This is a genomic window from Pseudoduganella violaceinigra DSM 15887 (assembly GCF_000425385.1).
In the GTDB taxonomy this organism is placed as follows: domain Bacteria; phylum Pseudomonadota; class Gammaproteobacteria; order Burkholderiales; family Burkholderiaceae_D; genus Rugamonas; species Rugamonas violaceinigra.
Genome location: NZ_KE384356.1, coordinates 353,838 through 366,787 on the forward strand (window position 1 = coordinate 353,838; position 12,950 = coordinate 366,787).

Sequence of the window (12,950 nt, forward strand, 5' to 3'; positions counted from 1 at the left end):
CGTTTGCCGGGCGTGTTTTCGTGTCGACGCCAAGGATTTTTACATACTAGCCAATAGAGACATTCATGCATCTGAACACCACCCCGTTCGCCGCCCTTCAAGCAGAAATCCTGCGGGACCCCACTCCGCTCCGCAGCGCAATCACGGCAGCCTACCGTCGCGACGAACAAACCGCTGTCCAGTGGCTTCTGTCGCAGATTAACGTCGGTTCCCCTGAAACGACACAGGAAGCCCAGTCCCTGGCCAAACGCCTGGTGACCGCGGTTCGCGAAAAACGCACCCGTTCTTCCGGCGTGGACGCGCTGATGCATCAATTCTCCCTGTCCTCCGAAGAAGGCATCGCCCTGATGTGCCTCGCGGAAGCGCTGCTGCGTATTCCCGATACCGCCACCGCCGACCGCCTGATCGCCGACAAGATTTCCAAAGGCGACTGGCGCAAGCACCTGGGCGAATCGCCATCCATGTTCGTCAACGCAGCCACCTGGGGCCTGCTGATCACCGGTAAGCTGGTCAGCTCCTCCAGCGAGGAAGGCCTGGGCTCCGCCATCACCAGCCTGATCGCCAAAGGCGGCGAACCGCTGATCCGCAAAGGCGTCGACCTCGCCATGCGCATGCTGGGCAACCAGTTCGTCACCGGCCAGACCATCGACGAGGCGATCAAGAACGGCAAGGACAATGAAGCACGCGGCTACCGCTACTCCTACGACATGCTGGGCGAAGCAGCGTTGACCGAAGCCGATGCGGCCAACTACTACGCCGCCTACGAAAAAGCGATTCACGCCATCGGCAAAGCCTCGAATGGCCGCGGTATCCGCAATGGTCCAGGCATTTCCGTCAAACTGTCAGCCCTGCACCCGCGCTACAGCCGCGCCCAGCGCGATCGCGTGATGACCGAATTGCTGCCGCGCCTGACCGCCCTGGTCAAACTGGCCAAGGGCTACAACATCGGCCTGAACATCGATGCCGAAGAAGCCGACCGCCTCGAACTGTCGCTCGACCTGATGGAGGCCATGGCCTTCAACCCTGAACTGGAAGGTTTCGACGGCATTGGCTTCGTCGTCCAGGCCTACCAGAAGCGCTGCCCATACGTGATCGACTATTTGGTCGACCTGGCAAAACGCAGCGGCCGCAAATTCATGGTGCGCCTGGTCAAGGGCGCCTATTGGGATGCAGAAATCAAGCGCGCCCAGGTCGACGGCATGCCCGGCTATCCGGTCTACACCCGCAAGGTCTACACCGACGTCTCCTACCTGGCATGCGCCCAGCGCCTGCTGGCTGCAACCGACGTGATTTACGCGCAATTTGCCACCCACAACGCGCAAACCCTGTCGACGATTTACACCTGGGCCAAGCGCGACGGTATCACCGGCTACGAATTCCAATGCCTGCACGGCATGGGCGAAACCCTGTACGACCAGGTGGTCGGCGCCGAAAACCTCGACAAAGCCTGCCGCATCTACGCGCCGGTCGGTTCGCACGAAACGCTGTTGGCCTACCTGGTGCGCCGCCTGCTGGAAAACGGTGCCAACTCCTCCTTCGTGAACCAGATCGTCGACGAAAGCATTCCGGTCGACTCCCTGATCTCCAACCCGATTGAAGTCGCGCGCAGCCTGAAAGGCGTCGCACACACCGGCATCGCCCTGCCACTGGACATGTTCGGCGCCGAGCGCAAGAACTCCGCCGGCATTGACCTGTCGAATGAAGACGTCTTGCGCGAAGTATCGCTGGCAATGGCCCAAGCGCGCAGCTGGACCGCCGGCCCCCTGCTGGCTGTCGAAGCGAGCACTGGCCAGGCCTCCCAGCCGATCATCAACCCGGCCCGCAAGGACGACATCGTCGGCTCCGTGACCGAAGCGACGGCGGACGACGTCAACAAAGCCCTCAACGCGGCCAGCCAGTTCGCCATGGACTGGCAGACCACCGAACCATCGCAACGCGCCGCCTGCCTCGATCGCGCCGCCGATCTGTTCGAAACCCACAAGCTGGAACTGATGGCGCTGGCCGTACGCGAAGCGGGCAAATCCCTGCCGAACGCCATCGCAGAAGTACGTGAAGCCGTCGACTTCCTGCGCTACTACGCAGTGCAGGTGCGCGGATCCACCAACACGCTGGCGCTGGGCCCTGTCACCTGCATCAGCCCATGGAACTTCCCGCTGGCGATCTTCACCGGCCAGGCTGCCGCAGCGCTGGCCGCCGGCAACGTCGTGCTGGCAAAACCGGCAGAACAAACCCCGCTGATTGCCCAACGCGCAGTCGAACTGCTGCATGAAGCCGGCGTCCCGCGCGCCGCGCTGCAATTCCTGCCGGGCCGCGGTGAAGTGGTCGGCGCTGGCCTGTGCAACGACGCACGCGTCAAAGGCGTGATCTTCACCGGCTCCACCGAAGTGGCACAGTTAATCAACCGCACCCTGGCCAAGCGCGCCGCTGCGGAAAACGTGGATATCCCGCTGATCGCCGAAACCGGCGGCCAGAACGCCATGATTGTCGACTCGTCCTCGCTGCCGGAGCAGGTGGTGGGCGACGCCATCTCCTCCGCCTTCGACAGCGCCGGCCAGCGCTGCTCCGCACTGCGCGTATTGTTCCTGCAGGAAGACATCGCCGAGAAGACCATCAAGATGCTCAAAGGCGCGATGAAGGAACTGCGCGTTGGCTCGCCCGACCGCCTGGTGACCGACATCGGCCCAGTGATCGACAAGGAAGCGCAGCAAAACCTGCTGACCCACATCGAAAAAGTGCGTGCACACGCCAAATCCAGCTTCTCGCTGGACGTGCCGGATGCCGATGCCGGAACCTTCGTACCGCCAACAGTGCTGGAGATCCGTTCGCTGTCCGAGCTGACCAAGGAAGTCTTCGGGCCGGTCATGCACGTCATCCGCTACAAGCGCTCCGACCTGCCGAAAGTAATCGAACAAATCAATGGCAGCGGTTTCGGGCTGACGCTGGGCGTGCACTCGCGTATCGATGAAACCATCGACTACATCACCTCCAGCGCCCACGTCGGCAACATCTACGTCAACCGCAACATCGTTGGCGCGGTGGTAGGCGTGCAGCCGTTCGGCGGCGAAGGCAAATCCGGCACCGGCCCGAAAGCAGGCGGCCCGCTGTACCTGAAGCGCCTGCAGCGCGGCGCAGTCGCCCAGGACCGCCACGAGCGCCAAGGCGCGCCCGCGATCGACTCCCTGGCCGCATGGGCCAAGGCACAAGGCAAGAGCCGCCTGGCCGCGCATATCGAAAGCTATGCACGCACCACGCCGGTGGGCAACCTCACCGCCCTGCCAGGCCCGACTGGCGAACGCAATACGCTGGCCTACGTCCCACGCGGGAACATCGCCTGCTTCGCCACGCATACGGAAGTAATGCTGAACCAGGTGGCCGCCGCACTGGCCACCGGCAACCGCGCGCTCGTCGTGGACGGCGCACTGCCGGCAGACTTGCCGGCCGACGTCAAAACCGTCATCCAGGTGATCAAAGCCGCCGATGTGGCGAAAGCCGACTTCCAGATCGCGCTGGTCGAAAGCAGCCTGGGCGCGAAACTGCGCCCGGAACTGGCAGCCCGCGACGGAGCTATCGTTTCCGTGATCGACACGACCGAAGAAGGCGACGTCCCACTGTGGCGCCTGGTGGCCGAACGCGCCCTGTGCGTCAACACCACCGCCGCCGGCGGCAACGCCAGCCTGATGACGCTCGAGGCATAACTACGCCCGAGCTCGTAGCAACCTTGGGGTCAGGCTCTTTGGTTGCCACAGGCATAGCCGTAGCAGCCGCATGAGGCCGTGGCAACCTGGGAGCCTGACCCCAAGGTTGCTACGGAGTCAGCCGTTAGTAGGTGTCGTTTTTGGGGTTGGTGCCCGGGGCGGTTTTCTGGGCGACGGCGTTCATGCCTTCGAGATGCGTGCGCAGCCATTTGTGGGCCGGGCTGCGGGCGTCGCGTTCGTGCCAAAGCATGTCCAGGTGCACCGCCGGGAGCGGGAACGGCAGTTCTTTGTAGATCAGCGCGTCCGTCATCCCGGTCGATGCGATCAGGTGTTTCGGCAGCACTGTGATCAGGTCTGAGTTCGCGACCACCCGGCCGGCGGTGAAGAATTGGTTTACCGTCAACAGAATACGGCGTTCGCGCTGGATCTGCGCCAGCGCTTCATCCACCAGGCCATGGGCCCGGCCGGAAAAGCTGACCAGCAAATGATTGGCCGAGCAGTAGTTGTCCAGCGTCAGGTCTTGCTTGGCCAGCGGGTGGCCGCGCCGCATCACCGCTACGTAAATCCCGGAATACAGCCGTTCATGCCGGATCGGGGAGCTCGGCTCGCTCATCAGCTGCGCCGCCACGCCCGGGAAGAAGCCGACCGCCAGGTCGATATCTCCACGCAGCAGCATTGGCCGCGGTTCGCGCGTTGTCAAAGGAACCATGCGGATGTTCAAGCCCGGCGCATCCCGTTCGATCGAACGCATCAGGGCCGGCAGCCAGAATGCCGCCGTGGCGTCGGCCATGGCCATGCGGAAGGTGGCGTGGGTCTTGGAAACGTCGAACGTCCCCGGCGTGACCGCAGCCTCCAGGGAAGCCAGGGCGCTGCGCACTTGCGGCCACAGCGCTTCGGCGCGGGGTGTCGGTTTCACGCCGTAGGCGGTGCGGATCAGCAAATCGTCGCCCAGGCTTTCGCGCAGGCGCTTGATGGCGTTCGACACCGCTGGTTGCGTCATGGCGAGATGGCCGGCAGCGCGCGTCAGGTTCTGCTCAGTCATGACCGCGTCGAAAACGCGCAGCAGGTTCAAGTCCAGGGTCAGAAAGCTCATCGATTATTCACACCAATAATAATTGTTATCGAGAAACGAAATTGGCGTTATATGTTGCGGCGCACTATAGTACCAACAGATTCTAAAGGTACTGAAACCGCCATGTCCACTTACATTAACATCATCGAAGTCGCACAGTACTTGCCGCTGGTGATCCTGGCGCTGGCGCTGGCTTTCGTGTTCAAGCCGCTGCTGCGTGGTATCGTCCGCGCCGCTGTGCTTGTCGTTAAGCCAAAGTTGAGCAAAGAAGAACGCTTGCAGCGCCGCCTGATGCACGACACCATGATGTTCAAGCGTATGCTGAATTCCTCGGAAGGCTCGCCGAGCCACGTCGCAGAACTGCGAGCGATGGCCTGCCGGGCTTAAGCCTTCCGCGGCGCAGCAATTAGTTCGTTTCGGGCGCTGGCGCCTGGTTCCGCTCCGGGTTCCAGAGCAGCTTTGGCTTGAGGGCGGTATCCACCGGCTTGCTGCCGATCCAGATGCGCATGATGGCGTTGAAGAATGCCACGTCGGGCACCATCTCCCCTACTTTTTTACCGTTCAGCATGGCTTGCGAGCCGGTGCCGGTCCAGTCGACGATCAGCTCGTCACCTTTCTTTAGGCCTGGGAACTGGGCAAACATTTCGCCGAAAGCCTTGGTCTGCGACAGCAGTTTGGTACGCTCTTCCGGGCTGACGTTGTCGTTCAGGCCTTTCATGAAGGCCATGCCGAAGTCGTCCGAAGTCAGGTCACGCAAGGGCATGATGCGGATGCGGCGCGGTCCATTCGACGCCAGCACGTCGGCGACCGTGGATTTTCTTTCTTGCAGGTAAAAGCCCAGGGCGTAGACCTTGAACACCAGCTTGGTGCGCACACCGGCGCCGTTCAGCCTGAGTTCATGACCGGAAACCGATACAGTTTCTGGAAATTTCACGCCAGCAACTTCTGCTGCGAATGCGGGGAGGCTGCTGGCGGCCAATAGTGTGGCGGCCACAGCCATCTTTAGGATATAACGACGGGTAATGCTCATTTTGTCTCCAATTGTAAGTAGCTTCCCGCGAATATAACGCAGAGCTACCCTTTTCGGGTAGGCATTAGCTCTTATCGGCCTGCAACTTCTCGAATTTTGCCAACAGTTGTTGCTTACTTTCCTTCCAATCAGGATTGAAGGGGATGCAAGAAACGGGGCACACTTGCTGGCATTGCGGTTCATCAAAGTGACCGACGCACTCGGTGCACTTGTTGGGATCGATTTCGTAGATCTCCGGACCCATATAGATTGCGTCGTTCGGGCACTCCGGCTCGCACACATCGCAATTGATGCAGTCGTCGGTAATCATTAAAGCCATGGCAATACTCTCTTAATCGCCCTTGCGCGCTGCGATTTTTTTACGCAGCCAGCGGTCGACGGACGGGAAAACAAACTTGGAAACATCACCGCCAAGCTCGGCAATTTCGCGCACAATCGTGCCCGAAATGAACTGGTACTGGTCCGACGGGGTCAGGAACAGCGTTTCGACATCCGGCAGCATGTAGCGGTTCATGCCCGCCATCTGGAATTCGAATTCGAAGTCGGAGACGGCGCGCAGGCCGCGCACGATCACGCGCGCATCGTGCTCGCGCACGAAATCCTTCAACAGGCCGGAAAAGCTCTCGACCTTAACGTTTGGATAATGGCCCAGCACTTCATTGGCAATTTCCAGCCGCTCTTCGAGCGTGAAGAAGGGATGCTTGTTTTGGCTGTCGGCCACGCCGACGATCAGCGTGTCGAACAGGCCCGATGCGCGGCGCACCAGGTCTTCATGCCCACGGGTCAGCGGGTCGAAAGTACCCGGATAAACTGCTACAACCATTGCAACTCCATGCGTTTGGCGACAATTACAAAGAAGGATTATGCCTCATTTTCAGGCAGAGCCTGAAGCAGGTGGTAGTACACCATGCCCGCTTTATCGGCGCGCACCACGTCCCAGCCCTCGATGGCCAGCGGCGCTTCGGCCTCGGCATAGACCAGGCCGCCGTCCTTGAGCAGAGGGCGGCACAGCGGCAGCGCGCGTTCCAGCAAGCCTTGCTGGTAAGGGGGATCCAGGAAAATCAGGTCGAAACGGGCGCCGCGGCCGGCCAGCGATTGGGCTGTGGCCAGGGCGTCGCCGCGCTGGATGGCGACATTGGGCGCTTTCAGCTTGTCGCGGTTAGCTTCCAGCTGGCGCACCACGGCGCTGTTGGCGTCGACCATGGTGACCTTGGCCGCGCCGCGGCTGGCCGCTTCGAAGCCGAGGGCGCCGCTGCCTGCGAACAGGTCCAGCACCTGGGCGTCGCCCCAGGCGCCGTCGTGCAGGTGGTTGATCCAGTTAAAGACGGTTTCGCGCACGCGGTCGGGCGTCGGACGCAGGCCCAGCGCTTCCAGGACAGGCAGCGGCGTGCGCTTCCAGTCGCCGCCGATAATGCGTACCTGGTTAGGAACTTTCTTTTTTTGCATGGCCGGCATTATCGCATGCCGCCCGCCGGCCAAGCTCTTAATGCACTTGCCCCGCAAGGGTATTCAAATCCTTGATCCAGCCATCCATGCGCTTTTGCGCGTGGTTTTTCTGCTCCGGCGTGGCGATGCGCACCACGGTGTGGACCAGTTCCACCGTGCTTTGCGTGTAGTTGTCGAAGAAGGCTTTACGGTCGGAGAAGCCGAAGCGGTCAAAGCCTGAACGTATCAATTCCTCGATCCACTGCGTGGCCACCTGCTTGCTCGGCTGCTCGCGCATGATCTTGCGCGCCAGGGTCATGATCTTGAGCTGGCGCCGCATGCGTTCATCCAGCCACAGTTCATTATTCAGCGGCCGGGCGTCGGACGCCCGGCGGATAAGCGCTTCCTGTTCACCGCTGAAGCCGCCGAACCAGAGTTCGAACTGCTCCATCGACTTTTTGTAGCGGTATTTGTTCTGCTCCTGGGCATCGCCCTTCATATTCTCCTTGCGGAACTTGGCGTTGTTCTTGGCGAACTTCTTTTCCATCGATGCCAGCTGTTCCGGTTTCAGCGACAGCGCCAGTTCGGCAATATCCGGTGCGGAACGCAGCAGCAGCGCCTCGGTGCGGTCGCGGATATCCACGTAATCGGCCATCAGCTCGGCCTGGCTGGGGTTGCCTTGCAGCTGGCGCTGGCATTTCTGCAGCAGTTGCACATAGTCCTGCAGCTGGGTCTTGCGGTGCCAGCGGAAGAAATCGCCGATGTCCTGTTTGACGTCCGCCTTTTGTTCGCTGTCGAAATCGATATAGGCGTCGAGCCACCAGTACAGCAGCGTATCCCCATTGTTATAGGCCAGCCGCAGGGAGCTGCACGCCGCGAGCAGAAGGGCAAAAGCCAGCACGATGCACGTGTTAAACTTTTTCATATCTCAACCTACACAAGAAAACACGGTCTATGAACGTTGTCATTCTCGCCGCCGGCATGGGCAAACGCATGCAGTCGGCGCTGCCAAAAGTACTGCATCCCGTCGCTGGCAAGTCGCTGTTGTCCCACGTTATCGACACTGCGCGCAGCCTGTCTCCGGCCAAATTGTGCGTCATTTACGGGCACGGCGGCGCAGCGGTGCTGGCTTCGCTGGACAAACATAAAGCCGTTCCCGGCACCGATATTTCCGCCGCGCTGCAGGAGCCTCAGCTGGGCACCGGCCACGCGGTCCAGCAAGCCCTGCCCCACCTGGACGACGACCAGTCGACCCTGGTGCTCTACGGCGATGTGCCGCTGACTTCCGCCGCCTCGCTGAAACGCCTGGCCGAAGCCGCCGGCAAGGACAAGCTCGGCATCCTGACCGTGGTGCAGGACAACCCGTTCGGCCTGGGCCGCATCGTCCGCGTAGGCGGCGCCATCCAGCGTATCGTTGAAGAAAAGGATGCCACAGAAGCCGAACGCATGATCAAGGAAATCAATTCCGGCATCATGATGATCCCGACCGCCAAGTTGAAGCAGTGGCTGGGCAAACTGAAAAACGAGAACGCGCAGGGCGAGTACTACCTGACCGACATCGTCGCCATGGCCGTGGAAGAAGGCGTGCAAGTCGTCTCCGCCCATCCGGCCGCGCCATGGGAAGTGCTGGGCGTGAACAGCAAGGCCCAACTGGCCGAACTGGAACGCATCTACCAGCGCAATGTCGCCAACTCGCTGCTGGACAAGGGCGTGACCCTGGCCGACCCGGCGCGTATCGACGTGCGCGGCGAACTGTCCTGCGGCCGCGACGTCACCATTGATGTCGGCTGTGTCTTTGAAGGCAAGGTCGAACTGGCCGACAACGTGACCATCGGCCCGAACTGCGTTCTGATCAACGCCCGCATCGGCACCGGCGCGAATATCAAGGCCTTCACGCATATTGAAGACGCGGTAGTCGGCGCCGCTTCGCAGATCGGCCCTTACGCACGCCTGCGCCCTGGCACCGAACTGGCGGAGGACGTCCACGTGGGTAACTTCGTCGAAATCAAGAACAGCCAAGTCGCCGCGCACAGCAAGGCCAACCACCTGGCCTATGTGGGTGACGCCACCGTCGGTTCGCGCGTGAATATCGGCGCCGGCACCATCACCTGCAATTACGATGGCGCGAACAAGTTCCGTACCGTGATCGAAGACGACGCTTTCATTGGCAGCGACAGCCAGCTGGTGGCTCCCGTGACCGTGGGCGCAGGTGCGACCATCGGCGCCGGCACGACGCTGACCAAGAATGCGCCAGCCGGCAAGCTGACCATCTCGCGTCCGAAGCAGTTGACGGTGGAAGGCTGGACCCGTCCGGTCAAGCAAGCGAAAACTGGCGGCGGCGCTGGTAAGTAAATTTCACCAGCTCGGGGAAGAAGCGGTCGAAGCCGTTGGCGATCGCATCGTAGTGCTGCTGCACTTCCCCGATTCCCTCCCGCAGCAGGTGGCCATTGCGGCTTAGCCTGTCCGACATGCGGGTCAGCGCCAGCTCGACCCCGCTGAATTCGCCGTAAGCGCCCAGCCAGTCCTGTTTGATCATCTTCGGCAGGATTTCGCGCAGCCGCTCCGGCAACTGCTGCTCATGCGCTGCCAGCGCCCCGTAAAAGCGCTCAATCAGCTCCGCACGCGGTTCCTCGCAATATTCATCCCAGCGCTGGCTCAGGATGTGGTCATAGAACACGTCCAGCACGATGCCCGAGTAGCGGCGCCGGCCTTCGGTAAACAGGCTCTTGGCTTCCGTCACCACCGGGTGGCTATCGGTGAACGAATCGACGAAGCGGTGAAGTGCGATCTCATTTGCGATCTCAGGCGCGTAATGCTCGCTGCCGTTCGGCTTGACGAAATCCCCCAGCAAGGCGCCAACCATCGCCGCTTCGCTATGGCGTGCCAGGTAGATGTGAGCAAGGTAGTTCATCCGCCTATTCTAGCGCTGTGGATAAATATGTGTAAAAGCAGGTGTAATTGCGTTTGAAAAGCACGGGATAGGCATGGGATAAAGAGCAGGTGGTATGGCGGAATTGTCCACAGCCCTGGGTTTTCGCGTCGTGCTGTGGAAAAGCCTGGGGAATACTGGCTGATAAGATTGGATAACTCAATTCTGTGGATAAGGCTGTGGGGAACCTTGCGGAAAACACGAGGATAGACGGTGGGAATCGCTGGATAAGTGCGTCTGCGTCGTTCGATGTTGTGGAAAAAGATGTGAGTAAGCCTGTGCCTATCCCGGTATAAGCCGGGATAAGTCCTTCAGACCGCGATGCTGGTCTCGAACTTGCTGCGGAAAGTGGAGAAGTAGGCTTTCACGTTGCGGACATTGGCCTGGGCCGCGAACAAACGGTGGGCCAGCGCGTGATAGGCCGGCATATCCGCCACCTGCACGATCAGGACGAAATCAGGCCCCGGCGAAACCCGGTAACATTGTAGAACGGCTGGTTCTGGCGCCACCAGCGCTTCAAATTCCGCCATGCGCTCGGCGGCCTGGATTTCCAGCGAGATTTCCACAACCGCCGTCAGATGCGAGCCCACCTTTTCCGGCGCCACCAGGGCCACTTCGCGCTCGATCACCCCGGAATCGCGCAATTGCTTGACCCGCCGCAGGCAAGTGGGCGCCGAAACGTGGACGTCGGCGGCCAGTTCGGCGTTGGTTTGAGAGGCATCCTTCTGCAAAGCATTTAGAATGCGACGATCAATTTCATCAAAGTTCATAATTTGAAAGAATATTTCGCGCTATGCGCCATAAGAAATATTCTTTCATATAAGTGAGAATTCAGAAAGCAAATTTCTTCACACCTGCTCTAGCATGGGCTCATTAACTTTTTACGAATGAGGTCACGTATGTGCGGTATTGTTGGCGCTGTTGCCCAGCGCAATATCACCCCTATCCTGGTTGAAGGGCTGAAGCGCCTGGAATACCGTGGCTATGACTCCTGCGGCGTCGCCCTGCACCTGGATGGCAAGCTGCAGCGCTCGCGCAGCACTTCGCGCGTGGCCGACCTCGAAAAACAGATCAATGAAGGCGGCCTGAACGGCTTCACCGGCATCGCCCACACCCGCTGGGCCACCCACGGCGCCCCGGCGTCGCACAACGCCCACCCGCACTTTTCCCCAAGCGAAGCGGCAGCCCGCATTGCCTTGGTCCACAACGGCATTATCGAGAACCACGACGAACTGCGCGCCGAATTGACGGCGCTCGGTTATGTCTTCACCAGCCAGACCGACACCGAGGTGATTGCCCACCTGGTCGACCACATGTACAACGGCGACCTGTTCGACACCGTGCAGCACGCCGTCAAGCGCCTGCAGGGCGCCTACGCCATCGCCGTGTTCTGCCGCGAAGAACCGCACCGCGTGGTCGCCGCCCGCCAGGGTTCGCCGCTGATCGTTGGCATCGGCCAAGGCGAAAACTTCGTCGCCTCGGACGCCATGGCGCTGGCCGGCACCACCGACCAGATCATCTACCTGGAAGAAGGCGACGTGGTCGACCTGCAACTGGGCCGCACCTGGATCGTCGACGTCAACGGCAAGCAAGTGCAACGCGAAGTGAAGACCGTGCACGCCCACACCGGCGCCGCTGAACTGGGTCCATACCGTCACTTCATGCAAAAGGAAATCTTCGAGCAACCACGCGTGGTCGGCGATACGCTGGAAGGCGTCACCGGCGTCATGCCGGAACTGTTCGGCGACGGCGCCTACAAGGTGTTCAAGGAAATCGACCGCGTGCTGATCCTCGCTTGCGGCACCAGCTACTACGCCGGCCTGACCGCCAAGTACTGGATCGAATCCATCGCCAAGGTACCGGTGAATGTGGAAATCGCCTCCGAATACCGCTATCGCGACAGCGTGCCGAATCCGAAAACGCTGGTGGTCACCATCTCCCAGTCCGGCGAAACCGCCGACACCATCGCCGCGCTGAAGCACGCGCGCGAACTGGGCATGGAACACACCCTGACCATCTGCAACGTCGCCACCAGCGCCATGGTGCGCGAATGCAAACTGGCCTACATCACCCGTGCTGGCGTGGAAGTGGGCGTGGCATCGACCAAAGCGTTCACCACCCAGCTGGCCGCACTGTTCCTGCTGACCCTGAGCCTGGCGCAAGTCAACGGCCTGCTGACCGAAGAACAGGAAGCCGCACACCTGAAGGCCATGCGCCACCTGCCATCCGCGATTGGCTCCGTGCTGGCGCTGGAACCGCAGATCATCGCCTGGGCCGAAGAATTCGCCCGCAAGGAAAACGCCCTGTTCCTGGGCCGCGGCATGCACTACCCAATCGCTCTGGAAGGCGCACTGAAGCTGAAGGAGATCTCGTACATCCACGCCGAAGCCTATCCGGCCGGTGAACTGAAGCACGGCCCGCTGGCGCTGGTGACCGACGAAATGCCGGTCGTAACCATCGCCCCGAACGACGCCCTGTTGGAGAAGCTGAAATCGAATATGCAGGAAGTGCGCGCCCGCGGCGGCCAGCTGTACGTCTTCGCCGACGTCGACTCGCGCATCACCTCCACTGACGGCCTGCATGTGATCCGACTGCCGGAACACTACGGTCACCTGTCGCCTATCCTGCACGTGGTTGCGCTGCAGCTGCTGGCATATCACACCGCGCTGGCGCGCGGCACCGATGTGGATAAGCCGCGTAACCTCGCGAAATCGGTAACGGTGGAATAGGCTGAATCAAAGCCTTAAGTGGCGGTGTAGAAAATAATAAAGTCTGACAAAAAATAATAAAGTTTGACAA

12 protein-coding genes are annotated in these 12,950 nt (G+C 60.8%); 4 read left to right on the forward strand and 8 right to left on the reverse strand.

The annotated features are described in order from the left end of the window. The first annotated feature begins 65 nt into the window (after positions 1–65). The gene (gene putA, locus H597_RS0118260; RefSeq protein ID WP_028103395.1) at positions 66–3,695 is read left to right on the forward strand and encodes a trifunctional transcriptional regulator/proline dehydrogenase/L-glutamate gamma-semialdehyde dehydrogenase; all 3,630 of its coding nucleotides are present in this window, start codon (positions 66–68) and stop codon (positions 3,693–3,695) included. Positions 3,696–3,819: 124 nt separating this feature from the next. Here the strand turns inward: putA and H597_RS0118265 are convergent, their stop codons facing one another. Further along, positions 3,820–4,788, reverse strand: coding sequence for a LysR family transcriptional regulator (locus H597_RS0118265; RefSeq protein WP_028103396.1), 969 nt, complete (start codon positions 4,786–4,788; stop codon positions 3,820–3,822). Positions 4,789–4,890: 102 nt separating this feature from the next. On the opposite strand from H597_RS0118265, the gene H597_RS0118270 reads away from it, so the two are divergent. Beyond that, a complete protein-coding gene (locus tag H597_RS0118270; protein ID WP_035374603.1) occupies positions 4,891–5,154 on the forward strand; it encodes a hypothetical protein in 264 nt (87 codons plus the stop codon). A 19-nt stretch (positions 5,155–5,173) separates the two neighbouring features. Here H597_RS0118270 and H597_RS31515 read toward each other — a convergent pair whose 3' ends face one another. From H597_RS31515 to H597_RS0118295, 5 genes are all read right to left on the reverse strand, one after another. Beyond that, a complete protein-coding gene (locus H597_RS31515) occupies positions 5,174–5,797 on the reverse strand; it encodes a chalcone isomerase family protein (protein WP_267871891.1) in 624 nt (207 codons plus the stop codon). A 64-nt stretch (positions 5,798–5,861) separates the two neighbouring features. Next, positions 5,862–6,116: a YfhL family 4Fe-4S dicluster ferredoxin gene (locus H597_RS0118280; RefSeq protein WP_028103398.1), complete on the reverse strand. Its 255-nt coding sequence runs from the start codon at positions 6,114–6,116 to the stop codon at positions 5,862–5,864. Positions 6,117–6,128: 12 nt separating this feature from the next. Beyond that, complete coding sequence (gene coaD / locus H597_RS0118285) at positions 6,129–6,620, reverse strand: pantetheine-phosphate adenylyltransferase (RefSeq protein ID WP_028103399.1); 492 nt, start codon at positions 6,618–6,620, stop codon at positions 6,129–6,131. A gap of 38 nt (positions 6,621–6,658) precedes the next feature. Further along, entirely contained in the window at positions 6,659–7,243 is a 585-nt protein-coding gene (gene rsmD, locus H597_RS31520; protein ID WP_083941193.1) for a 16S rRNA (guanine(966)-N(2))-methyltransferase RsmD, read from the reverse strand. Positions 7,244–7,280: 37 nt separating this feature from the next. Further along, a complete protein-coding gene (locus H597_RS0118295; protein WP_028103400.1) occupies positions 7,281–8,147 on the reverse strand; it encodes a DUF6279 family lipoprotein in 867 nt (288 codons plus the stop codon). Between the two features lie 29 nt (positions 8,148–8,176). On the opposite strand from H597_RS0118295, the gene glmU reads away from it, so the two are divergent. Beyond that, positions 8,177–9,574, forward strand: coding sequence for a bifunctional UDP-N-acetylglucosamine diphosphorylase/glucosamine-1-phosphate N-acetyltransferase GlmU (gene glmU / locus H597_RS0118300; RefSeq protein ID WP_028103401.1), 1,398 nt, complete (start codon positions 8,177–8,179; stop codon positions 9,572–9,574). Here glmU and H597_RS0118305 read toward each other — a convergent pair. After that, positions 9,537–10,133, reverse strand: coding sequence for an acyl carrier protein phosphodiesterase (locus H597_RS0118305; protein WP_028103402.1), 597 nt, complete (start codon positions 10,131–10,133; stop codon positions 9,537–9,539). The genes glmU and H597_RS0118305 overlap by 38 nt on opposite strands. Before the next feature lie 329 nt (positions 10,134–10,462). Continuing rightward, on the reverse strand, positions 10,463–10,921 hold the full coding sequence (locus H597_RS0118310; protein WP_035374607.1) for an Lrp/AsnC family transcriptional regulator: 459 nt from the start codon (positions 10,919–10,921) through the stop codon (positions 10,463–10,465). A gap of 129 nt (positions 10,922–11,050) precedes the next feature. On the opposite strand from H597_RS0118310, the gene glmS reads away from it, so the two are divergent. Next, complete coding sequence (gene glmS / locus H597_RS0118315; RefSeq protein WP_028103404.1) at positions 11,051–12,880, forward strand: glutamine--fructose-6-phosphate transaminase (isomerizing); 1,830 nt, start codon at positions 11,051–11,053, stop codon at positions 12,878–12,880. Positions 12,881–12,950: the final 70 nt, after the last annotated feature.